The organism is Rossellomorea sp. GQ25 (assembly GCF_059758515.1).
The window spans coordinates 828,576-852,155 of record NZ_JCAXEQ010000002.1 but is presented as its reverse complement, the minus strand read 5'-3'; the positions used below and the strand labels follow the sequence as shown (position 1 = coordinate 852,155).

Below are 23,580 nucleotides of genomic sequence, written 5' to 3'. Positions count from 1 at the left end.
ATGATCGATTCTATTTTATTCAACATCATGTTAGTCGGAGTACTCGGGATTGCTTCCCAATGGATTGCCTGGAGGTTCAGGCTACCTGCCATCGTCGTCATGTCGATTGTCGGGCTGCTTGTGGGTCCTATATTTGGTCTCATTAATCCAAAGGACGATTTTGGGGAAGTATTCAAACCCATTATATCCATGGCGGTGGCCATCATCCTTTTTGAAGGAAGCTTGAATCTTAATTTTCGAGAGGTAAAGGGATTGGGAAAGCCTTTATTTAGAATCGTCACCATCGGAGCTATTCTCGCTTGGATATTAGGTTCTCTCGGGGCTCATTATGTGGCCGGTTTATCCTGGGCTGTTTCCTTTGTCATTGGTGGATTATTTATCGTAACCGGTCCAACCGTCATTCTACCGCTGCTCAGACAGGCGAAGCTGAAACCTAGACCGGCAGCGATCCTGAAATGGGAAGGGATCGTTGTTGATCCATTTGGTGCCCTGCTTGCTGTTTTTGCTTTTGAAATCATTAATTTTTTTATAAGCGATGAAGTCACAGGATTAGCTTTATTACTCTTCTTTGCAGCTTCTCTATTTGCCGTTGTCTTTGGATGGGCACTAGGGAAATTCACAGGCTATATTTTTGAAAATGGACATGTACCGGAGTTCTTGAAATCACCTGTCGTTTTTGCGCTGGTACTTGCCTGCTTCACAATATCAGATCAAATCACACATGAAACGGGACTGTTAGCCGTTACAGCAATGGGGATGACCCTTGCGAATATGCATATCTCATCCATTGACGATATGCGTCACTTTAAAGAAAATATTTCGGTTCTGCTCATTTCAACCATTTTTGTCATGCTGACGGCATCATTAACTGTAGACACCCTTTTACGAATCTTTAACTGGAACATTGTCGCATTCGTCCTTCTTATGCTGTTCATTGTCCGACCGTTATCGATTTGGTTGTCTACGATAGGGACGGACCTCTCTAACAAGGAAAAACTTCTTGTCGGGTGGATTGCCCCCAGGGGAATTGTCGCGCTGACCGTTTCAAGTTATTTTGCTTCAGTACTACTAGAGAAAGGCTTTGAGGATGCGGCTATACTAACGTCCCTAACTTTTGCTCTCGTCTTCTCTACAGTATGTGCGCATGGTTTCTCCATTAAATGGCTGGCGAAAAAATTGGACCTTGCCATTGATGAAAGACCGGGGGTTATGATTGTGGGAGGAAGTAAATTCAGTACTGAATTTGCCAAAACCCTTCAAGACCTGAAGATTCCGGTCTTAATTTCGGATTCATCCTGGCAGCGATTGTTTTCAGTCAGAAAAGCAGGGATCCCATTTTACCGGGGTGAAATCTTATCCGAACAAACGGAATACTATCTGGATATGACGCCGTATGAATACATGATTGCGGCTACGGAGCTTGATTCATACAACGCTCTTGTTTGTACGACATTTGTTCCGGAAATCGGCCGTAATAATCTATTCCAACTGAGTCTGCGCAGCCAGCGGGACGATGATCTTGAAGATTTGGTTCATACGATTGGCGGACGGATCCTATTCCAAAACCACGTGACGTGGGAAGAGCTGAACAAACGTGTCGAACGGGGAGACGTATTCAGAAAAACGAATATTACTGAAAAGTACACCTTTGAATCTTATCTGCAGGAGCGGGATGAAAACACATTATTGATGTTTGCCCTTAAACCTACAGGGAAAATTGAATTCTTCACTGAAGGTGCTTCACCTAAAATTGAGCAGGGAGATGTCATTGTCAGTCTCACTCAACCCTGTAAGGAACTGAATAAGATTCAGGAGAAGCTTACCGTTCAACGTGAAAAAGAAATCATAAAAGCTCAAAATGAAACGAATCAAGAAAGCGCCGACTAAGTCGACGCTTTCTTTTTGTGGAATTTTACTTCTTTCCGCTATATTGCTCCCCTAGTAACTGTTTCACTTGATTATACGTCAGCCCTGAATGCTGATTGAGTCGTTTAACTTCATCAATATCCGTTCCGGAACGAGTGACGTTTCTCTTCTGCTGTTTCATACAACACACCCCCTATCACTTAATGTAAGTCATGGGAATGCATTCTATACAAAAAGGAAGGTCCGTTTTGAGGGACGGACCTTCGTTTGAGTTATGATTGACGCGTTCGCTTATAAACCAGGGCAAAGATGAGGATGATAAAGGCGAGGGCGTAGGCAGTATAGGAATAGGTTGAGTGTTCAGTCATGTTCTTTACTCCGATACCGACAAATGCCCAAACAAAGACAAGTGGATAGAGCATGTCATGCTGCCCGATGCGGAACAAGAAGGCAAGTATCGTTGCGACAATCAGTCCGAGATAAGCCCACACCAATTCAGAAATGCCGAACCAGCCCCAGCCAATATCCGTTAAGTAATACGTGATATTCACAATCGTGGCAATGGAAATCCATCCTAAGTATATCGAAAAAGGGGCTATATCCAGGAGAGGCGGACCTGTGCTCTTCACCCGTCTATAAAGGGCAATTAGAGTTAAAAGGAGTCCGATCATGATAAATACGGAAACGAGAAAGTAATGGTAGTGCCAAACGAATATCCATGCTGAATTCAATAAGCAGCTCAGAATGAATAGTCCGCTTGTTTCCTGATAAAGTGGGAGGTTTCTTCTGTCTTTAGGGAACTGGCGGATGATCCAAATCGCGAGCACCAGATAAATCAGGCTCCAGATGGAAAAGACATAACCCGCCGGAGTAATCATGATATCGAGCCTGTCACTGATTTCCCCCGTTGATTGATTATTCAAAGGCAAAGTCACAGCCAGCGTATTCATCACTATCACTAATGCGAATGCTAAAATATTCAAGATCAATTTCATTGAGTTTCCCCCCTATAAGTAGTGGTGTAAAATACTATTCCACTCTTATCATATTAAAAACCAAAATGAAGAGAGTTAGGGAAAAAGGATTAGTGAAAGATTGGGAAGGATTTAAGGGATTTATCGAGAATTAGAAATAGGATAGGGACAATGAGAAAATCTATTAGGGGGACATTATGGACCGTACAAATCAGACATATTCGGATGTTTGGGATTTAGATGTTTTTTTCAAAGGAGGAAGTGAATCACCGGAATTCAGAAAGCATCTCGATACGATAGAGAAAAAGAAAAATGACTTCGCAGAAAATGCACTGGCTTTTCATCCACCTCAATCGGCAAAGGATGCTGACCTGGTGTGGAACCTGATTGAAGAAGCAAAAGAAGTGATGCTATATCTGCGTCAGGCAGGTGCCTTCGTGAGCTGTCTTGAAGCTCAAAATATGCATGACCGAAAAGCAGATTCTCTCCGTGGAGAAGTGACGAGCCTAAGTGCCGACTTTTCTTCAACCTTTACAAAGTTTCAGCAGCAGCTTTCCGAGTGCAGAGAGGAGGTCTGGAATGAGCTGCTTCAGCATGATCAGCTAAGTGAAATTACCTTCGTCCTCAATGAGTGGAGACAAAAAGCGAAAGATAAGCTATCCAGCACAGAAGAATCACTGATTCAGGCGTTATCCGTCGATGGCTATCACGGCTGGGGACAGATGTATGACACGATTGTGGGGGCCATGGAGATTGAACACGATGGAAAAAAACTATCGGTCGGTCAGGCTAATAACCTGCTCTCCAGTCCAGATGCCAATACGCGCAAAGAGGTTTTTGAAAAATTAGAGAAGACCTGGGAACAAAATGAGGAACTCTTTGCACGGACCCTCAATCACCTTGGCGGCTTTCGCTTGAATGTCTATAAAAAGCGTGGCTGGGACGAATTGATGAAGGAACCCCTCGAATATAATCGTATGAAGCAAGAAACATTGGATGCCATGTGGGGAGCTATTTCAAAGAACAAGCAGCCTTTCGTTCAGTACCTCGATAGAAAAGCGAAACTAATCGGGAAAGAACGACTCGATTGGTATGACTTGGACGCACCCGTGGCAGAGTCGAAGAGCACCATGTCATATGATGAGGGGGCAAAATTCATTCTGAAGCAGTTCTCCCGATTTGGTGAGGAGATGGCTCAGTTTGCTGAAAAAGCATTTGAGAACCAATGGATCGAAGCGGAGGACCGGTCCGGAAAACGTCCGGGTGGATTCTGCACATCCTTCCCGTTAAGTGATCAATCACGTATCTTTATGACATATTCAGGCTCTATGTCGAATGTCTCAACCCTTGCACATGAGTTAGGGCATGCGTTTCATTCCTATGCGTTAAAACCGATGCACACATTGAATCGTAACTACGCCATGAACGTTGCTGAGACCGCATCCACTTTTGCCGAAATGATCGTCGCAGCTGCTGCCGTAAAAGAAGCGGAGACGAAGGCAGAAAAGATTGCCCTAGTGGAAGATAAATTGCAGAGGAGTGTCGCGTTCTTCATGAACATCCATGCCCGTTTCTTATTCGAGACACGTTTCTATGAAGAACGTAAGAAGGGGATTGTATCTGCTGATAAACTCAATGAACTGATGGTGGACGCTCAGAAGGAAGCATTCTCAGACTCCATTGGAGAGGTTCACCCGCGCTTCTGGGCATCGAAGCTTCATTTCTATATTACAGGAGTGCCTTTCTATAACTTCCCGTACACCTTTGGATACTTGTTCTCACTGAGTATTTACGCCAAAGCCCTGGAGTCAGATGAAAGCTATGAGGATAAATACATGGCCTTACTGCGTGACACAGCGGTCATGAATGTCGAAGAGCTGGCGATGAAGCACCTCGGTGAAGACATTACCAAAGAAGCCTTCTGGGAAAAAGGTATCAAGTTATGCATTGCGGATGTGGAAGAATTTCTTGAGTTAACAGAATAATGCTGGTAGGGTCCGTTCCATTTTGGGGACGGACCTTGTTTTTTTAGTGGAACGACTGTTATGAGTTTATCGACCTTTATAAAAATTTATCAACCGTTCTTTCATTTTATCAACCGTATTTTCAATAAATCGACCGTTCTTCAAAAAACGACAAATTTCGCGACCCCTCCCCAAAACACCAAAAAACGACAAGTCCTACCACTCCTAAGCCTCAAGTCTGATACGAAAATAAAGCTCTGGCTCGTTATGGGAAATCCGGAAAATAGATAGGATAGAGACATGAAGAAGAAAGGAGGCAACAACATATGAAGAAATTCGGATTGCTTTTAGCCGGAGGGATTGCAGCCATTGTCCTACTTGCCAATTTGGGACCGATTGTAGGGCTCGCCATCTCTTTAGTGATCATGTATTACAGCTTTAAAGGGTTTGTGAAAACAGATTCCACAATGAAGAAAATCTTATGGGCACTGATCGGACTTGCGGCATTTAGTGCGACCATTTCCAACTTCCCGGCGATCATCGGATTGGTTGCTCTATACGTTCTATATGTGATCTACAAGAACTGGAAAAAAGAAGAAGTCATTATAGAAGAAAAGTCATCGGATCCATTCACTAATTTTGAAAGAGAATGGTCTCAATTAAAAAACTAAAGGAGAGATTACACTATGGCAAACTTATTTCAACGGATTAAAAATACAGTCATGTCCGACCTGCACGAAGCATTAGATAAAAAGGAAAAGAAAAATCCAATAGCTGTATTGAATCATTATTTAAGACAGTGTGAGCAGGAAGTAGAAAAAGTAAGTAAGCTGGTAGAAAGACAATATCTATTAAAAGAAGAATTCCAGAAAGAGTATCAGCAGGCTTCTGCATTAGCTGACAAACGAAAATACCAGGCTGAGGTTGCATCGAAGGCAAATGAAGAAGGCCTGTATGAATTTGCCTTGCAGGAACAAAAATACTATGAAGAGCGTGCCGTGCGCATCCAGGAATCCAAGCTGAAAGCAACGAAAGAGCTTGAGGAGCTTGAGAGAAAATATGAAGAGATGAAACACAAGCTGAAGGATATGTACATCAAGCGAATGGAGCTGATGGGAAGAGAGAATATTGCCCGTGCCCATAACAAGGTGAATCACGTGCTTGAATCGTCTTCAGGTTATAACAACCAGGCGTTCTCTAAATTCGATGAAATTGAAACATACTTAGATCATTTAGAGCATGGTGTGAACTCCTCTTATTATCGAAATACGATCGACGCAAAGATCGCCAAATTAGAAAAAGAAGTGAAAAAAGAGGAAACAGAAGCCATTCCTTCGTAAAACATGGTATTCTAATCTAAGAAAACGAATAGTAACGATAAAAAGGGGGAGCCCAAATGGGTTCACCCCGTTTTATCATCATATATAAGTCAAGGTGAGGGCTTTATAATCCGGAATTTTGATTTTATGAACCGGATTTGGGAGTTATGACCCGAAATCAGAAAATATGATCCGCATTAAGAACTTTTTGATCCGGAATCCCGATATATGAACTTCTTGTCGAAAAATCTTCATTCCTAAAAATACATAACCAGAAAGGAGGAACCCCCTTGTTCAATCGTTTGCGCTCAGACGGGATCAGCTGGATCATTTTAATAGGAACCCTTTTAATACTATTGGAAGTATCTTTCTACGATGGGGGGGTTCTCGTCTTTCTCTCGATTGCGGCCTTCTGTATCTATATTGGAAGAAAGAAGCTTCCGAGTACTCTTGGAAAGCTCCTGTTGTGGTTTGGGATCATCAGCTTAGCGATCAATATCTTTAATACCGTAGCGTTTAAATTTTTATTGTTTGCCATTCTTCTATTTATCATCGTCCGTTTTGCTGATTCCAAGAAACATCCTAAATATATCACTCCGACGATTAAAGAAACGTTCACTCAAACGAATGAACCACTTGTAATGAAAAAGTCCGCTCTTCAAAACGAATGGTTCGGGCCGAAACGGACTCCGGAAGACGTATATGAATGGAATGATATCAACATTCAGGGTGTGATCGGAGACTCGGTCATCGATATTGGAAATACGGTGCTCCCTAAAGGGACGTCCGTCGTTTCGATTCGAAACATTTTAGGCAATATTGAAATTTTGATTCCATACGATGTGGAAGTGAGTGTCCATCACTCGGTACTTGCCGGTTCGATTGAGGTTTTTGAAGAAGTGGAGCCGAAAGCGATAAATCAGTCTCTTTATTATCAAACTCCTGGATATGATACGGCTGTCCAGCGGGTGAAGATTGTCACTTCTATGTGGATCGGGGATTTAGAGGTGAAGAGAATATGAGCACAGTCAGTAAGCAGATTGTTGCAGGCATTCTCTATTCCCTTGGGATGGTGGTCTTTTTATCGCTGTCATATTTTTATTTGTATCCCTTGGAGGATTGGTCCCTATTATGGGAAGTAGAGATTATGGATATACCGGGAGCAGGGTTTATCCTCGTTGTAAGTATCCTTATCGGAATTGTGTTTGGCATCCGGACAGGGTTGAAGGATAAACGGCAGTTAAGGGAGATAGAAGATGCCCTTATGAATGTGGAGCAGGGCCGCTCGATCACCTTTCCAGAAACGGCAACCTCGGAAGTGCAGCAGGTTTGGAAAAAGGTCGATGCGTTAGGCAAACATTTAACGGATCAAGCGCGATATTCCCAGAAGCTTGCCAATGAAAAGGCGGAGGAGCAGGAAAAGAGAATCCAGGAAATTGTTTCCCAGGAGCGGAACCGCTTGGCGAGAGAATTACATGACTCGGTCAGTCAGCAACTATTTGCAGCATCCATGCTGATGTCAGCCATCACGGAAACACCATCATCTGGTCGAACGCCTCATGAAGAAAAGCAGCTGGGCATGGTGGAGCAGATGATTCATCAGTCTCAGCTTGAAATGAGGGCTCTCCTCCTTCATCTTCGCCCCGTTGCGTTAAAAGGAAAGAATCTTCAAGAAGGAATGAAGGAGCTTTTGGTCGAATTAGCTCAGAAGGTTCCCCTTGATATTGAGTGGAAAATAGAAGACATGAGCCTTGATAAAGGAATCGAAGATCATCTCTTCAGAATTCTACAGGAGTCGGTGTCAAACACACTGCGACATGCGAAGGCGACTTCCTTGGATATTCGATTGATAAAAAGAGAATCCATTATTATTTTACGGGTAGTGGATGATGGTCAGGGCTTTGATGTGAACGAATCGAAGGTCACAAGCTCCTATGGGCTTCAGAATATGAGAGAGCGGGCCATTGAAATCGGTGGTACGTTTAAAATCATCAGTGTTCCGAATAAGGGAACACGCTTGGAAGTGAAGGTTCCCATTGTGGAGAATGAAGGTGAAAAAAATGATTAAAGTGGTATTTGTAGATGATCATGAAATGGTAAGGATCGGGGTTTCTTCTTATCTATCGGCTCAGGCGGATATTGATGTCGTCGGGGAAGCGTCGGATGGGAAAGAAGGCGTCCAGCTTGCCCTGGAGCTGCGGCCTGATATTATTCTCATGGATCTTGTGATGAAAGAAATGGATGGCATCCAGGCGACAAAGGAGATCATCCAAGAGTGGCCAGACGCAAAGATCATCATCGTCACCAGCTTCCTGGATGATGATAAGGTGTATCCAGCCCTGGAAGCCGGCGCGGTCAGTTATATGCTGAAAACGTCGAAAGCGAGTGAGATTGCCGAAGCGGTACGTAAGACGTACAACGGCCAATCGATTCTCGAACCGGAAGTCACGGGGAAAATGATGACACGCATGAGACAGAAGACCGTTTCTCATCCCCATGAAGAGCTCACCAACCGCGAACTGGAAATCCTTCTCCTGATGACACAAGGGAAAACGAACCAGGAAATTGCCGATGAATTATTCATCGCCCTGAAAACAGTGAAAACCCATGTGAGCAATATCCTCTCAAAGCTCGGAGTCCAGGATCGGACCCAGGCTGTGATTTATGCTTTTAAACATGACTTAGCTAAATAAAAAGAAAAAGTGACCCAAAAAGAAAACTTTTTGGGTCACTTTTTCGTATAGAAAGAAGAAAAAAACGAATCTCCTTCCCCAAAATGGCAAGCATGAGAATCCAAGCGTGAAATATACATCTAATAAGTATTGGTGCATTTTGGTAACAAGAGTGAAAAAAATACAAATCTTTCATCAACGGGAGGAGGAATAATGGTAGAATAAGCGATATATTGTCAAATATTGAAAAATAACCGGTAAGGGGCGATGACGTGAACGCAAAATTTAGTAAGCCTAAAGGGTTCGGTGAAATACTGGACCACACATTTCGATTAAGTAAGAACCGCTTTAAAGACTTTTTTCTTATTTTCCTTATTCTGTTAGGTCCTGTTTATTTACTGCAGGCACTCATTGAACTGGCAGCAGGGGTAAGCTTCTTTAGAACTGTCGGTAAAGGGGAAACCTGGTTCGATGGGATTGTCAACAGCTTTTCAGGCGAATTTACGGCCGAAGGGGGGCAGGAAGTGAATCTGGCAGCGGAGCTTGGTACAGGTCTTATCGGGCTCATCAGTATAATCCTGGCTCCAATCGCTCAAGCGGCGATTTTATTTGCCCTGAATCATATGAGAAAGAATGAAGAATTTACGGTGAAGCTTGTGATCAAAGAGGCATTCTCCCGTTTTTGGCCAATTATCGGAAGCAGTCTCCTATTCGGGGTGATTGTATTCGGTATCGTATTTGTTCCGATTTTCACATTTGGTATTGCAGGGGTATTTGGTGCTGCACTCATGGACCCGGGTGTCGGGCTTGTGATTGTCGGCATTGTCCTGGTGCTTGCATTCGCGGTTGCGGTAGCCTACTTCTTAACACGTTGGAGCTTCTATTTTGGAGCGGCAGCCATAGAAAATGACGCACCTGGTCTCGGCAGGAGCTGGAGACTGACGAAGAAGCGTGGATGGGTCCTTCTTGGATTATTCATTGTATTCGGCTTGATCATTGGAATCGTAAGCTCAGCCTTCGAATTAACGTTTGGATTGGTATTAGGGAATAGTGTCCTGTACGGCATGATTGTAAACGTTGTGTCTTTATTTACGACGATGCTGTTCGCCGTTGGTTTCGGGGTTATGTTCCTTGACCTTAAAACTAGACATGATGGAGATGATTTAAATGAAATGATCGATGATTATAACGCTATTCAATAGAATCATGCTTCTGTGAAAGAATGAAGTATCCAGTCTGGCTCCGGAGGCCTCATGCTTCCGGGCTTTTGATCTGAAAGCTAGGTGAAGTAATTGTTGAATGAAAACAGAGCAAGAGATCAAATTGAAGAAATCTTGGATGGGGAGGAATATAAGGCCTATCGTGATGAGTCTCAGGGACTGCTGGCCAGTTGGTGGGGGAAGGCAAAAGAATGGCTGGCTGAACAGCTGGAAAAACTGTTCCCTTCTCTTGAACCGACTGGCGGGGCGGCATCGGGCATCCTCATGACGTTGATTGTCATTGTAGTGGCCATTCTCCTCATTGTTGCATTCTTCGCCATTCGAAACGGAGTCCGAAAACGGAAATTCCGTTCGAATAAACCACTTCAATCCATGAATGAGATGGAGTGGTCCTATGATAGACATTTAGAAGAAGCTTATAAACAAGAGGGGCTCGAAGATTATTCGAAAGCAACCCGTCATATGTTCTTAGCCCTCCTTTTATACTTTCATGAAAGGGACTATCTCGAAGCAAAGGTCTGGAAAACAAATTGGGAGTATTATGATGAACTGCGTAAAGTGAATCGAGATTGGGCAGAGCGATTCTACAGGCTGGCACTTCTGTTTGATGAGGTGGCCTATGGTGAGCGGGAAGTGGAGGAAGAAGAGTATCTTCCCTATAAACTGGAAGCTCTAAGCTGGTTGGAAAATGAAACGGATTCATAGCCTTACGCAAAAGAGAAAGGAGGTAGGAACGAGCATTGAAAACAAATATAAAGGCGTGGGTCTGGCTCACCACACTTCTAAGCCTATTTATCATCATCGGCGTATTTCTTTCTCCTGAAAAGCCTAAGGAGTATCCAGCCTATGTTTCCGAGTCTCCCTCTCCTTCTGGAATAAAAGCCCTTTATACCTATTTGGAAAACGACGGTGTATCTATGCAACGCTGGTCTTTTTCACCTGATAGGCTGCCTGTAGCTGAATCTGATCAAATACTGATTATGATAGAACCGTTTTCAATCCCTGAACAAGAAGAAATGGAAGCTTACGAGAATTTCATGAAAGCAGGGAATACGATTCTTCTTTTAAAGGATAATCCAAAAGGGATGTTTGACACGAAGACGGTCTTAATAGGGGAAGGGGCCGGCCATCCTCTTATCCGTGATGGAAAAGGAAATACATATCAAACAGATCTATTATCAGACATAAGATTAGAAACGTCGGATGACGATACCGTTCTATTGGATGATCTGGATGGAACAATTGCCTACAGCTCTCCTATGGGAAAGGGTCAATTGATTGTCTCTACTACACCGGGATGGGTGATGAACGGGAATATTCTTGATAAGGATCATCTTCCGCTGGTTCTCACTCTATTAGAAAGCGGTGGAGCGGACCGGAAAACGATCCTGGTCGATGAATACCTCCACGGGGGAGAGAGTGAGGCAAGCTTTACTACCCTTTATCCCCAGTGGCTGTTGCTTATCATCCTTCAATTGCTGATCCTCACTGTCCTTTGGCTCTGGAAGCGGGGGAGACGATTTGGAGGTATTCTCATACCAAGGGAAGAGACGGTCCGATTCAGTGATGAACGAATCAAGGCGCTCTCAGCCTGGTACTTAAAAGGGCGCCAATACAAAGAATCTTTCGGGATTCAAGCCGAGTATGTCAGAGTTCTGTTCCAGGAACGTTGGGGGATTCCGACGAGTAAGGAATGGTCGGAATTGAACGAACCATTAGAACGGAGATTAACCACCGTTTCTAAAAAAGAAATCGATTCGGTTTTATCGGGGATAAGGGCTGTATTAGAGAAAGAACGCATCAGTAAACAGGAATACGTACTATGGTCGAAAAAAATAGAACTATTCAGGAAAGAGGTGGAGGATCGTTGAAACCAGAAATCACATCCTTAATGGAGAAATATGAAGAGCGCATTGTAGGTCAGAGCACGAATCTTAAACTCTTATTGTCTTCCATTCTGGCGGGAGGACATGTACTGATCGAGGGAGTCCCGGGGACAGGGAAGACACAGATGGTCAAGACCCTTTCCCGGTTGCTCGGGGGAAGCTTTAACCGCATTCAATTCACACCGGATCTGTTACCGAGTGATATCACGGGTAGTACGATTTACAATATGAAGGATAGCAGCTTCCAAACGATCAAAGGGCCGATTTTCACCAATGTACTATTGGCTGATGAAATCAACCGGACACCGGCCAAAACCCAGGCGGCCCTGCTCGAAGCCATGGAGGAAAAGCAGGTGACGATCCAAGGGGCAACGTATCCTCTTGAAGAGGTGTTTTTCGTGGTAGCCACCCAGAATCCGATTGAATTCGAGGGTACCTATCCACTGCCTGAGGCCCAGCAGGATCGATTCCTGTTTAAGCTGGACATCGATTTTCCTTCCTTTGAAGAAGAGAAAAACGTATTGAAACAAGTGATCGAGAATCATTATGATGCAAGTGAAGTGGGGGCGGTTCTCGACATGGAAACCTTCCTCTCCATTAGAAGGGAAATCGGGGAGGTCACACTTAGTGACGCGGTGTTGGATTATATTATGCAGATTGTGAGAAAAACCCGTGAAACGGAATCGATCCGCTTCGGGGCAAGTACCAGAGCGGCGATTTCGATTGGAAAAGCGGGACGGGCATGGGCCTATCTGTCAGGACGAGACTATGTCACACCGGATGATATCAAGATCGTGGCAAGACCTGCCCTTAGACATCGTATACAGCTATCCCCGCACGTAGAATTGGAGGGAGTGACCATTGACCAAGTCATCCAAGAGCTTGTTGGGTCGATTCCTGTTCCAAGATAAGGGGATATTGCCGACGGGGAAGTTGTTGATCTCGTATATCCTATTTTCCGTCATCCTTCTTGCAGGAACGTTTATTGGACTGTCATGGACGCTCATTTTTGTATTGAACGGCTTATTTATCGTCGTGAGTCTCATTGACCTGACTCTGTCGCCATCCAAAAAGGAAGTAGACATCAAGCGCCATATCCCGGATCAAATGGAAAGGGGTCTTGATTATGTCGTCGATCTGGAAATCATAAACAGATCTTCCCGTGGCATGGAGTTTCGGATCCTGGATGGTACCCCGCAAAGCTTTCAAACATCCTTTCCCTTAGAAGGGAAGCTTGAACAGGATTCAACAGGGACCCTTACCTATGATGTGGTGACACCAGTAAGGGGAGATTATAACCTGACGAAGCTGTATCTTCGCTATCGAAGCTCCCTCGGTTTATGGGAAAAACAAAAAACAGTGGAGCTCCATGATGGGGTGAAAGTCATTCCAGATCTCACTGAAACGAAAAAAGTATTGGAAAGTGCTCAGCAGTTTCTACTGTATGAAGGGGTAAAGATCCGTAAGCAGCAAAGCGGTGCCGGAGAATTCTCCAAGATTAGAAATTATGTACTCGGGGACGATCCTAGAAAGATCAACTGGCGTCAAACCGCAAAGCTCCGGGAAGTGATGACCAATGAATATGAACCTGAGCATGGAAAGTACATCATCATTCTCATTGATTGCGGAAGAATGATGGGAGTGGAACTGAAAAAAGGAAACCGGTTGGAGAAATCCCTGGAGGCTGCCCTGACCGTGACGGCAGCGGCCCTTCAAAACGGAGACTATGTGTCGGTCCTTGCTTTCAGTAAAGATGTCAAGGTTTATATCCCTCCGGCAAAAGGGATGGCGCATCTGCAAACGATTCTTCATCGTATTTATCATTTGGAAGTGGACGCAGCCGAGTCCAATTATGCTGCCGTCCTCCACTATGTTCAGACGGTTCAGAAAAAGCGGAGTTTGCTTTTATTATTCAGTGACGTACACACCTTCCTTCATGAAGACAGTGCCCTGTTTTATTTACAGCGCCTGCGGAAACAGCATCTCTTTTTAACGATTGGGATCGAAGATGAAACGTTGGTCACACGGATCAAGACAGAGCCTGTTGATTCTCAGCAGGCGATGATGAAGAGCATGGCCCAGAAGCAGATGCTCGTGAAGAAAAGGGAAAAAGCCAAGTGGGAAAAGCAGGGCCTCCTGATGGTGGAGGCCCGTGAAGAGAAACTGGCCGCAACGGCTGTATCTTACTATATTGATATGATGAACCGGGGGTTACTGTAGGCTCGCTTTGTTTAGTCGAAGCCTTCCGATTGTCATATAGAGAATCAGACCGATAACCGTTAAAAAGGCAACCATATATTTTGCGAATAGCGGTATGGCAGCAGGCGTTATGAAGCCTTCGATGATTCCGGCAATCACAAACAGGGGCACCGTCCCGAGGAGCAGCTGGACGGATCGTTTCGCTTGCTGCTTTAATTGATAGCCTCGTGTGAAACGTCCAGGTACAAAGAGCTTATAGCCCATCAAGAGTCCCGCACCGCCTGCAATAAAGATGGCTGTAAGCTCGATCATTCCATGGGGGACGATGTAAGCCCAGAATTCATAGCTCATTCCCTGGTGCCAGAAGACAGCGGCCAGGGCCCCTACAATGATTCCATTGTACACAAGCATATAGACCGTCAACAGGCCAAATGTCACACCGCCGGCAAAGGCAAGGAAGGCGACTTTGATATTATTGGTCATAATGGCAGCCGACATAAGTGAAGAATCCACTTGTCCGTCACTTTTCCCGAGATTAGAAGGATCCACCCCTTGAGACATCTCAGCTGGTAGAATGGAATAAAGGTGAAGAGGGTCATTCACGACAGAAATGAAGGCACCGAGTGCACCGATCGTAAATAAAAGCATCGCCGTTACAACGAACTTCCACTGTTCAAGCAGTAATCCGATAAATGTCGTGGAGAAAAAATGTCTAATCTGTTTTCCACTTGAGATTTGGTCTTTATATAATAAATTGTGAGACTTTGATACGAGGCCGTTCAAATAATCGGTTACTTCTTCGCGGGGAAAATAGGTCTGGCTGTAGGAAAGATTCTGGGCAGCCTTTTGATATAGACGGTTGAATTGATCAATGGCAGGGCCAGTGGTGTTCTTCCTCTTGCGAAGAGTACCGAGGAGATCTTCTAACTGCTTCCAGTCGTCCCGGTGCTGTTTAACGAATTGCTTCACGTTCATTATGACACCTACTTGTTCTTTTAATTTCTTATCTCTTATTATAGTAAGTTTAGAAAAAAATAGAAACCATTAAAGGTAAATTCATCCATAAGGAGGGGATTGTATTGCATGAAGAACAAGTCGATATTAAAACCCCCGAATATGTTTCCCTGCAATTTCAACCTGCAGGATTAGGCAGCCGGGCTGCAGCCCTAATGATTGATCAGCTGCTGTTAACCATCGTAAACATCTTGATCCTTGTACTCCTATTTTTTATTACGTCGGGGAATAATGACATATTTAGTATGTTGGAAATCAACTCGACACTTTGGGGGATCACCATCATCGCCATCTTCTTTCTCAACTGGGGGTATTTCTTTGCTTTAGAATTCTTCTGGGGTGGAAAGACTGTAGGAAAGCGATTGCTGGGGATCCGGGTGATGCAGGAAAACGGACACAGCGTCACTCTCTTATCTTGTTTCATTCGCAATCTATTAAGAATCATCGACATGCTTCCCGTCTCTTATTTCGTTGGTATGGTCATGATCTTCCTGCATTCTAAGCATAAGAGGGTGGGAGATCTCGTTGCCGGAACCATCGTTGTTCATGAGCGACGCGTCAAAGGAAAACGAAAAGAAAAAGCCATCGAGAAGGAAATCCGTCGTCGAGGCTTAAGGAAAGAGAACTTAATGGTGGAAGAGTGGGGATTAAAGCAGCTCGGTGCGAAAGAATGGAATCTGGTCAAAACGTACAGCAACCGATTTGTTCAGCTCCCCCTTTCAGAACGAAACCAATTAACCAAAAGACTTGCCCTTATCCTCTATCCTAAACTGGGATTAGAAATGCAGGATAAAACGTATGAGGAGCTTGAAGATACCCTTCTCCTTTTATACCTGGCATTAAGCGAAGAATGGGAATTTGAATTGTAGAAAGCAGCAAAGTCTGGGGAGGGCTTTGCTGTTTTTTATTTGTCAGAATGAAATGGACTTTATACCTAATAAAGATTCCTTGTGGCTATTAAAGCAATCTTTCACTAAAGCAGATGATTACATAGAAAATTAAGTAAATATAGTAGGATAATAGTGATAGAGGTTTACAGTCACTAATCACAATTTACAAAATAATAAGGAAAATAGTGCCCATTATCCCATTACATTACAAAATGCGACAAAATATACTTGTACTGTAATCATTTAAATATATTTGTTTTTTAACTGAAGGGGGAAAGGGTCTGATGGCGAAAAAGATTTCATTATCGATTATCAGTATTCTGTTTTTACTGACTGGAGGTTTCATTCAGCCTCAAGAAAGTATGGACAAGGGAGCGGCAGCTGCACCTCAGTCAGCAGTAATAAATGAAGTGGCCTGGATGGGGACCACGGGCTCTTACAACAATGAATGGATGGAACTATACAATTCCACTTCATCTGATCTTTCCTTGGCAGGATGGACCATTGAAGCACAGGACGGATCACCGAGCATAGCTTTAAGCGGATCCGTGCCGGCACAGGGTTATTTTTTACTGGAAAGGACAAGCGATGACACGATTTTAACTGTCACAGCGGATCAAGTCTATACAGGAAGTCTGGGGAACTCCAATGAAGTACTTTATTTAAAGGATGCGTCCGGTTCCATTATCGATGAAGTGAACGGCTGGTATGCAGGAGACAATACGACGAAAGCAGCGATGGCAAGGATTGATTCCTCTGCAAGCGGCACGGTATCAACGAATTGGAGTACAGCAACGGCTTCCTATGAAGGTGGATTTGGAACACCGAAAGCGGCTAATTCAGCTGTTCCTTCGGGAAGTGGAAGTGAATCACTTACCAATGTAAGCGAGGCGCCGGGTGCCATCAACGTCTACTTTAACAAAAGTGCATCGACTCAATATGCCATGCCGGGTAACGAAGCAAACTACAACGTGAACCTTGAAGATCGTCTCATTGAACGATTGAATGAAGCGACAACGTCAATTGACTTCGCCACGTATGAAATCAATCTTCCTAGAGTGGTCGATACGTTGATGAATAAAGCGGCACAAGGGGTAGACGTCCGAATTCTGGCTGATGCCAAGGATGGATCGGACCCTCATTACGCAGAACGATATGAAATCATGAGATTATACTTGGAGAAGCTTGTCCGCGGTCAGGATGGAGTAGTAGGATCAGCGGATGATGCTCATATTTTATCGGATTCCCCTATGTTTGTAGTGGAAGATGCCGTGAAGCGGGCAGCTTACGATTTACCTGCAAGCTTTAGCGATTTCCCACAGCGAAACGTGACGGTTGGCAGCACGGCGACAACAGGCTATATGTTTGTAGAAGGGGAATGGAAAGAAACGGACAGCTACTATTCTCCAGGGAATCAAATGCATAATAAATTTGCTGTTGTGGATGGAAAATGGGTTTTCACAGGAAGCTGGAATTTTACCGTAACAGGCTTATATGGTTCTGAGGAAAACATGAACCAGGGAATCCTTGATGGAAACCAGCAGCATGTCGTGGAGGTTCACTCTCCTGAACTTGCCTCCATTTATAAAACGGAATTTGAAGAAATGTGGGGGAGTGGATCCACGACTCCAAATAATACAGTATCGAACTTTAGCACAAGAAAAGTCGATAACACACCTCATACGTTGCCCATCGGCGGAAATACGGTAGAAGTGTACTTCTCTTCAGGAGACGATGCGGTTGGACGTATGACAGAGCTAGTGAAAACAGAAGCAGACGAAAATGCTTATTTCACTATTTTCGCATGGAGCGACCAAGCCCTTGTGGACGAATTGAAGAATAAGTGGGAAGGAAGCAATATGGATAACCAGGGAACGTTGACCGGCTTTGATGTGAAAGGTCTTTACGATGCCAGCTTCTGGAACCAATGGTGGTCAGCGAGTATTGAAATGACAGGAAGAACGGCTACACAAACGAGTACGAACAATCCAAATACGCGCTGGGCAAACCCTGCACCCGTGTACAAGGCAAATGAAAGCCGCAAGCTTCATGCCAAAACGATGCTCATCGATGCCGACACCAACAGTGATCCAACCGTTATCGTAGGGTCGACCAACTGGAGTGAAAACGGCAATAATGTGAATGACGAAAACATGCTCATCATCCATGATGATGCCATCACGAATCAATTTCTGCAGGAGTTCAATGCAAGATATGTGAATGCTGGCGGGGTTGTACAGTAGGTTGGATTAAAAGTTCCTTAAATATGGCATGGAACGAAAAAGGATGATTCTCTTTTGAGAACCATCCTTTTTGATTGGTGCCAATTCCTGCTTACTCCATCCCGGGAGCCTTCTGGATTTCAAAAATAAGTACAATTGCAGTGATTGCATGGGCAATCAATCGGATGACCGGGAAAAAGTTTAAGAAGGAAGCAAGGATACCGAGGGCACTTCCAAGGATCGGCTGATCTTCTGACCTTGAAATATACAACACGCTCGCATGCCAAAGGGCCACTAAACACAGGAGAAAAGGAATCGCATCACCAGCAATATTGCCAAAGATCGGAACAGCCAAAAACAATTCGATAGAAAAGGATAACCATTTAATTCGTGAAAGCACGGACACACACCTCCTTATTTCAGTGTATGACTATGTGAGGGGTGTGTGCTTGTTTGAAGGAATAGTTTTTTGAGGGGTGAGTGGTGGTTGTCGTGTGCGAATTTTGCGATAAACGTAGAATGGCAGATAACCAACATAAAAAAGCCACCGTCACATCCTAAGACGGTGGTCTTTTAAAGCATTTTTAAGCCAGTAACTTCTCCACAACCTTATGCTCATTTTCATTAAGCAAGTTCTTGCCGATCGTTTCATGAACCTCTTTATTCATGTTGTCTTCCAGCACAGCGGCCTCTTCTTTATCGCCAACGAGTACGATCCGTTCCCACTCCTCATCAGCGGCCTTTTTGTCAAGGATGCTGCCGAGGCTTTTCCACCAGCGTTGTTGATTGGCTTTGAGGCGATTTTCGAATTCTTCCTGCTGATTGGCTTTTCCGCCGCCGCTTCCCATGCTAACGTCTGAGTGGTGGGGGCCTTCATGCTTTCGCCAATCATCTGTTTCTAAATCGAATTCCATAAATTCGCTGGACTGAATCTCTCCAAAGGCGGAGGTGAGGATTTTGATTTGGTTTTGCTGAAGAAGCACCAATCCCGTGTAAGGATATTCTTTATGCAAGGATTTCAATTGATCGAGGTGAGGATTCTCCTCCCAATAAAAATTCGTTTCAACCGGTACTTGAAGCTCGAAGGTCTCCCAAATGCCACTATCGGCTGAAGCGAAGATGATAAAGCTTCTTGGCAGTTCACGTTCTAAACTATATATATAGTTTTCTACCTTCGGGCGGATCGATTGAAGCCTTTCTTTTTCCTCGGGAGCACTTTCAAGGTATTCTTCCAGGCGGTTGAATCCGTTTTTGAGGGCAATCTTCCACTCACCGCCCTGCTGATCGTGGTCGCTGCGGTCCGTATTCAAATAAACAGACAATAATTTATCAGGTTTCTGTAAGTACAAGTTTTCCAGTACGCTCAGTGTTTTTTTGAAAGACATGGAACTCCTCCTTATAGAATGCTTAATTTTCATATAAACGGTAGAGATCCCTCTTAAACATTGTTTTGTGAAAAAAAGGGAATTGACGAAAGGATTTTAATAGGAAAAAATAGAAGTGAAGGGAGGGACACCAATGAATATAGTGAAACAGTGGGTCCAGGAAGATAGTGATTACATACGTAAGAAGTTAATCGAATACAATATGTCACAAGTAGATGAGGAGACAAAGACGCCTCTGGAGCAAATCAGTTTTGTTATGAGGAATGATGAGGATGAAATCGTTGGCGGAGTGGTCGGAGAAATGTTCTGGTATCATCTCCACATTGATTTTCTGTGGGTGGCAGATGACTATCGGCATGGAGGATACGGCTCCAAACTGATTAACAGGATAGAAGCTTATGCCAGGGACAACGGTTGCCATCTCGTTATATTAGATACATTCAGTTTTCAAGCCCCTCATTTTTATCAAAAATTAGGGTATAAGGAATTCGGAATCCTTAAAGATTTTCCTAAGGGCCAGAGTCAGTATTTTATGGAGAAACGATTGTAACAACCAGCTGGGGCTGGTTGTTTTTTTCGACTGAAGTTGTTTTCTTCTATAAAATCTCCAATTGCTTTTAAGCCCATTTTCTTGAAGAAATCAGATAAATCATGTTTTATGTTCTTTACATCGGGTAAATATGTACTAAATAACACACGACGGGAGAGAGAAGCGTGAGCTATATTAACCAGGGTAAAGAACGTATTCAATTTGATCGTAAGGGTAAGAAAAAGGATTTACATATACTGGAGTGCACCCATTGTGAGAATGAATTCCGTACAACGATGAATGTAAATCAAATCGAGTGCTCTCATTGTTCTACATCTACAGATCCTAAGTTGGACCTATCGATTTTTAAAGTCATTGGATTTATTGAAAATCTTCAAGGGAGTGAAGTTCGTTGCTAAACAAGGACAAAATAGCCGATATGAACATGGATTTTAGCGACATTATTTGGATGAGTTCCGGAGTTGCCATTATTCTATTATTACTAGCTTTGGCGAATTTTTTTATCATAGCCTAACCGAACAGTTGAAAAGTCCTGGTGTAGTGCAGGGCTTTTTTTGTTGGGAAAAAACTCTGTACTGAAAAAGCCTGCCCGCTTTCATGATGGAAGCGGCAGGCGCTTTTCTTCTGGTTATTATTCTTTATAGTTTTCATCGTACTCAAGATAAACAACATGAGTTTCCAGGTATTCGTTAAGGCCGTGTTTTCCATCTGCTCCGCCGATTCCGGATTGACCGCGTCCAGCGTGGAAACCATTAATGGCTTCAAAGTTCTCACGATTCACGAAGGTTTCTCCGTATCGAAGTTCATTCGCTGCCCTCATGATTTCATGGAGGTTTTCACTGAAGATCGATGAAGAAAGACCATATTCCGTATCATTGGCAAGCTCGATCACTTCATCAAAATCCTTGTAGGTCATAATTGGGAGGACCGGTCCAAATATCTCTTCCTGAATGATTTTCATATCCTGTTTGACATCTACAAGTACGGTAGGCTCATAGTAGAAACCTTTATCCGCATTAACCGGCTTTCCGCCTGTAAGGATTTTTGCACCATTTTCGACAGCCGTATTGACCATTTCCGTTACGGTTTCAAGTCGATCCTTATTGACAAGAGGCCCGATGTCGTTATCTCGGTTGGTTGGATCTCCGACTTTCGTGTTTTTCATCGCTTCGGTCATTTTGCTGATGAATTCTTCTGCTACATCCTCATGAACATACACTCGTTCCGCGTTCGTACATGCCTGACCAGAGTTGGTGATTCTCGACGTTTTGATCTTTTCGACGGCAAGATCAATATTTGCATGCTTGGTGACGATGGCAGGGGCCTTACCACCCAGCTCCAGGTTTACTTTTGTAATGGACTTCGATGCGGCTTCCATCACTTTTGAACCAGCCGGGTAGCTTCCCGTCATAGACACCATTCGTACTTTAGGGTGACGGGACAATGGGTTTCCGATATCGGACCCTTTACCGGTTACAAGGTTGAAGACTCCTTTCGGTAGCCCGACTTCATCTATGATTTTAGCGAATTCACATGCAGTATTTGGTGTGTATTGACTTGGTTTCATAACAATCGTACACCCCGTAACAATGGCAGGAGCAACTTTCCTGGCGAGGATGAACATAGGGAAGTTCCAGGGTACGATTCCTGCTACGACACCAATCGGCTTTTTGTATACAAGAATGTTTTCATTGGAGCGTTCACTCTCAAGGATTTCGCCTTCATATCTTAATGCCCAGCCTGCCATGTAGCGGAAATACTCAATGGCAAAATCGAGCTCACCCTCTGAGGCATCCAATGTTTTCCCGTTTTCTTCTGTCAATATCTGAACAAATTGATCTTTCCGTTCTTCCAGCTTATCGGCTATTTTATATAAATAGGAAGCACGCTCCTTGGAAGGGACCTTCTCCCATGAGAGAAAAGCAGAATGAGCAGCATCAATCGCGTGATTGACATCCTCTTCCGTTCCCATCTGAATGGAAGAAATCGTCTCCTCATTCGCAGGATTGATCACGTCCAACGTATCCTTCGACGTACTATCCACAAACTCACCATTAATATACAACTGATACTTCTTCAAGATTACTCCTCCTTGTAGAACTGTTTCGTAACATATCTTCACCTTTTCCCGTTCCAGCGGAAGAAGTAAACATGGGAATGTGTGAGGGACGGACCTCGTTCCATTCATATATTAAGCTAAGACCTTGATACAAAGGGGGTTAAGTGAGTTTGTCAGTTCGCTTCCGGAAATAAAATGAAAAAGAAAAGATAGAGGGACGGACCTCTTCTACTCAATCCTTCAGCCAAAGCGCTGGTTTAATAGGATTTGAGTAAAAATGGAGGTCCGTCCCTCATAAGGGTTACTTGCTTGGTTCTGCGATTTTTACGAGTTGCTTGCCGATGTTTTTGCCTTGGAAGAGCCCGAGGAAGGCGTCAGTTACGTTTTCTAAGCCTTCTGTGATGGTTTCTTCGTATTGGAGTTTTCCTTGGGAAAGCCATTGGCCAAGATCTGTTGCTCCTTCTTTGAAGCGGTCGCTGTAGTCGTTGACGACAAAGCCTTTCATGAGTGCGCTTGATTTGATCAATTTTGTTTGAACGCGTGGTCCCAAATCACGATCTGATTTGTTATAAGAAGAAATCGCTCCGCACACTGGTACACGGGCATGTTTATTTAGTAAACTAAGGGCAGCGTCACCAATTTCACCACCAACGTTTTCGAAATACACATCGATGCCGTTAGGACAGGCATCTTTTAACGCAGCACAGATGTTGTCCGTTGTTTTGTAGTTGATTCCTTCGTCGAATCCAAGCGTATCTGTCAGGTAGCTTACTTTTTCATCCGAACCTGCAATCCCGACAACACGAGCTCCTTTGATTTTGGCAATTTGTCCGACAACAGAGCCGACTGCACCTGCAGCACCGGACACAACCACGGTTTCGCCTTCTTTCGGTTGACCGATATCGAGGAGTCCGAAGTAAGCGGTCAATCCAGTCATTCCCAGAATACTAAGGTGAGTAGAAATAGGGGCGACATTCGGATCGATGGAGCGGACCTGCTTCTCGTTGGCTAGTGAATATTCCTGCCAAGGTAGCATTCCTACAACGAATTCCCCTTTTTGGAAATGTTCAGATTCTGACTCGACGACTTCTCCAACCGCCCCGCCAGCCAACGCTTCGTTCAATTGGAATGGTTCTACATACGACTTGGCATCAGACATTCTGCCGCGCATATAAGGATCCACGGAAAGATAAAGAGTTTTGACTAATACTTGACCTTTGGATGGCTTAGGAACTTCAATCTCTTTGAAGTGGAAATCTTCTTTTACAGGCATTCCTTCAGGACGGGCGACTAATTGAATTTGCTGCTGTTTTTCGGGTAACATCTTGATTCCTCCTCGTAATTTAAGTTAAAAATTTTT

General features: G+C 44.0%; 23 protein-coding genes. 16 read left to right on the top strand and 7 right to left on the bottom strand.

All coding sequences use genetic code 11. From position 1 onward, the window contains the following. On the top strand, positions 1 to 1,887 hold the full coding sequence (locus AC6CIB_RS10055; protein ID WP_498280183.1) for a cation:proton antiporter: 1,887 nt from the start codon (positions 1 to 3) through the stop codon (positions 1,885 to 1,887). Positions 1,888 to 1,912: 25 nt separating this feature from the next. Here the strand turns inward: AC6CIB_RS10055 and AC6CIB_RS10050 are convergent, their stop codons facing one another. Both AC6CIB_RS10050 and AC6CIB_RS10045 read right to left on the bottom strand, forming a co-directional pair. Beyond that, entirely contained in the window at positions 1,913 to 2,047 is a 135-nt protein-coding gene (locus AC6CIB_RS10050) for a hypothetical protein (protein ID WP_498280181.1), read from the bottom strand. 91 nt (positions 2,048 to 2,138) lie between these two features. Next, complete coding sequence (locus AC6CIB_RS10045; protein WP_498280179.1) at positions 2,139 to 2,861, bottom strand: TspO/MBR family protein; 723 nt, start codon at positions 2,859 to 2,861, stop codon at positions 2,139 to 2,141. Between the two features lie 176 nt (positions 2,862 to 3,037). Between AC6CIB_RS10045 and AC6CIB_RS10040 the strand changes: the two genes are divergently transcribed. From AC6CIB_RS10040 to AC6CIB_RS09990, 11 genes are all read left to right on the top strand, one after another. Further along, positions 3,038 to 4,825: a M3 family oligoendopeptidase gene (locus AC6CIB_RS10040; RefSeq protein ID WP_498280177.1), complete on the top strand. Its 1,788-nt coding sequence runs from the start codon at positions 3,038 to 3,040 to the stop codon at positions 4,823 to 4,825. Positions 4,826 to 5,130: 305 nt separating this feature from the next. After that, entirely contained in the window at positions 5,131 to 5,475 is a 345-nt protein-coding gene (locus AC6CIB_RS10035; protein WP_498280175.1) for a lmo0954 family membrane protein, read from the top strand. Between the two features lie 15 nt (positions 5,476 to 5,490). Further along, on the top strand, positions 5,491 to 6,144 hold the full coding sequence (locus AC6CIB_RS10030; RefSeq protein ID WP_482630998.1) for a PspA/IM30 family protein: 654 nt from the start codon (positions 5,491 to 5,493) through the stop codon (positions 6,142 to 6,144). A 269-nt stretch (positions 6,145 to 6,413) separates the two neighbouring features. Further along, positions 6,414 to 7,145, top strand: coding sequence for a cell wall-active antibiotics response protein LiaF (liaF, locus tag AC6CIB_RS10025; RefSeq protein WP_498280173.1), 732 nt, complete (start codon positions 6,414 to 6,416; stop codon positions 7,143 to 7,145). Further along, on the top strand, positions 7,142 to 8,191 hold the full coding sequence (locus AC6CIB_RS10020) for a sensor histidine kinase (RefSeq protein ID WP_498280171.1): 1,050 nt from the start codon (positions 7,142 to 7,144) through the stop codon (positions 8,189 to 8,191). The genes liaF and AC6CIB_RS10020 overlap by 4 nt, the downstream gene beginning before the upstream one ends. Then, the gene (locus AC6CIB_RS10015) at positions 8,184 to 8,816 is read left to right on the top strand and encodes a response regulator transcription factor (RefSeq protein ID WP_113968787.1); all 633 of its coding nucleotides are present in this window, start codon (positions 8,184 to 8,186) and stop codon (positions 8,814 to 8,816) included. The genes AC6CIB_RS10020 and AC6CIB_RS10015 overlap by 8 nt, the downstream gene beginning before the upstream one ends. Before the next feature lie 251 nt (positions 8,817 to 9,067). Continuing rightward, positions 9,068 to 9,997, top strand: coding sequence for a hypothetical protein (locus AC6CIB_RS10010; RefSeq protein ID WP_498280169.1), 930 nt, complete (start codon positions 9,068 to 9,070; stop codon positions 9,995 to 9,997). A 93-nt stretch (positions 9,998 to 10,090) separates the two neighbouring features. Then, a complete protein-coding gene (locus AC6CIB_RS10005; protein WP_498280167.1) occupies positions 10,091 to 10,720 on the top strand; it encodes a DUF4129 domain-containing protein in 630 nt (209 codons plus the stop codon). 35 nt (positions 10,721 to 10,755) lie between these two features. After that, on the top strand, positions 10,756 to 11,886 hold the full coding sequence (locus AC6CIB_RS10000; protein WP_498280165.1) for a DUF4350 domain-containing protein: 1,131 nt from the start codon (positions 10,756 to 10,758) through the stop codon (positions 11,884 to 11,886). Then, positions 11,883 to 12,812: an AAA family ATPase gene (locus AC6CIB_RS09995; RefSeq protein ID WP_498280163.1), complete on the top strand. Its 930-nt coding sequence runs from the start codon at positions 11,883 to 11,885 to the stop codon at positions 12,810 to 12,812. Before AC6CIB_RS10000 ends, AC6CIB_RS09995 begins: the two co-directional genes overlap by 4 nt. Next, positions 12,763 to 14,121 (top strand): DUF58 domain-containing protein, encoded by a 1,359-nt coding sequence (locus AC6CIB_RS09990; RefSeq protein ID WP_498280161.1) that lies wholly within the window; start codon positions 12,763 to 12,765, stop codon positions 14,119 to 14,121. The genes AC6CIB_RS09995 and AC6CIB_RS09990 overlap by 50 nt, the downstream gene beginning before the upstream one ends. Here the strand turns inward: AC6CIB_RS09990 and AC6CIB_RS09985 are convergent. Continuing rightward, positions 14,113 to 15,075 carry a stage II sporulation protein M gene (locus AC6CIB_RS09985; protein WP_498280159.1) on the bottom strand — a complete coding sequence of 321 codons (963 nt, stop codon included), beginning with the start codon at positions 15,073 to 15,075 and terminating at the stop codon, positions 14,113 to 14,115. The genes AC6CIB_RS09990 and AC6CIB_RS09985 overlap by 9 nt on opposite strands. A 104-nt stretch (positions 15,076 to 15,179) precedes the next feature. Here AC6CIB_RS09985 and AC6CIB_RS09980 point away from each other — a divergent pair, with 104 nt between their 5' ends. Together AC6CIB_RS09980 and AC6CIB_RS09975 are read left to right on the top strand one after the other, a co-directional pair. Beyond that, on the top strand, positions 15,180 to 15,983 hold the full coding sequence (locus tag AC6CIB_RS09980; protein WP_498280157.1) for an RDD family protein: 804 nt from the start codon (positions 15,180 to 15,182) through the stop codon (positions 15,981 to 15,983). 305 nt (positions 15,984 to 16,288) lie between these two features. Further along, a complete protein-coding gene (locus AC6CIB_RS09975) occupies positions 16,289 to 18,247 on the top strand; it encodes a phospholipase D-like domain-containing protein (protein ID WP_498280155.1) in 1,959 nt (652 codons plus the stop codon). Positions 18,248 to 18,338: 91 nt separating this feature from the next. Here AC6CIB_RS09975 and AC6CIB_RS09970 read toward each other — a convergent pair whose 3' ends face one another. Further along, a complete protein-coding gene (locus AC6CIB_RS09970; protein ID WP_044339178.1) occupies positions 18,339 to 18,626 on the bottom strand; it encodes a hypothetical protein in 288 nt (95 codons plus the stop codon). A 184-nt stretch (positions 18,627 to 18,810) separates the two neighbouring features. Then, positions 18,811 to 19,611, bottom strand: a complete 801-nt coding sequence (locus AC6CIB_RS09965; RefSeq protein ID WP_498280153.1) for a VLRF1 family aeRF1-type release factor — start codon at positions 19,609 to 19,611, stop codon at positions 18,811 to 18,813. Positions 19,612 to 19,744: 133 nt separating this feature from the next. On the opposite strand from AC6CIB_RS09965, the gene AC6CIB_RS09960 reads away from it, so the two are divergent. After that, positions 19,745 to 20,161: a GNAT family N-acetyltransferase gene (locus tag AC6CIB_RS09960; RefSeq protein WP_498280151.1), complete on the top strand. Its 417-nt coding sequence runs from the start codon at positions 19,745 to 19,747 to the stop codon at positions 20,159 to 20,161. A 164-nt stretch (positions 20,162 to 20,325) separates the two neighbouring features. Continuing rightward, positions 20,326 to 20,559 (top strand): hypothetical protein, encoded by a 234-nt coding sequence (locus AC6CIB_RS09955; RefSeq protein ID WP_498280149.1) that lies wholly within the window; start codon positions 20,326 to 20,328, stop codon positions 20,557 to 20,559. A 233-nt stretch (positions 20,560 to 20,792) separates the two neighbouring features. Here AC6CIB_RS09955 and aldA read toward each other — a convergent pair whose 3' ends face one another. Both aldA and curA read right to left on the bottom strand, forming a co-directional pair. Beyond that, the gene (gene aldA, locus AC6CIB_RS09950; RefSeq protein WP_498280147.1) at positions 20,793 to 22,241 is read right to left on the bottom strand and encodes an aldehyde dehydrogenase; all 1,449 of its coding nucleotides are present in this window, start codon (positions 22,239 to 22,241) and stop codon (positions 20,793 to 20,795) included. 280 nt (positions 22,242 to 22,521) lie between these two features. Further along, complete coding sequence (gene curA, locus AC6CIB_RS09945) at positions 22,522 to 23,544, bottom strand: NADPH-dependent curcumin/dihydrocurcumin reductase (protein ID WP_498280145.1); 1,023 nt, start codon at positions 23,542 to 23,544, stop codon at positions 22,522 to 22,524. Positions 23,545 to 23,580: the final 36 nt, after the last annotated feature.